Here is a 263-nt window from a genome sequence, read left to right on the forward strand (position 1 = left end):
TATGTAAGGAATTTGTGAAGCCATTGAAGCAGGCTGTTATGCTGACTTTTGTGCTGAAACATGCGCTTTATGGACACAAGGGCGATAAAGTATTGGCTTTATTATGGAGTTTACCTTTTCCAGGTTGCTCAATTTATTTTTGTATCAAAAACTTTTATTAAAAGTATGAAGTGAGAAATGTTTTCCAAAAGTATAAAACTACACTGCCTTTAAAAAATAGATGCGTAGTTTTACCAGTACATATTTCTTATGCGAAGGTTGAT

Source organism: Bartonella sp. MR168JLCBS (assembly GCF_042194175.1).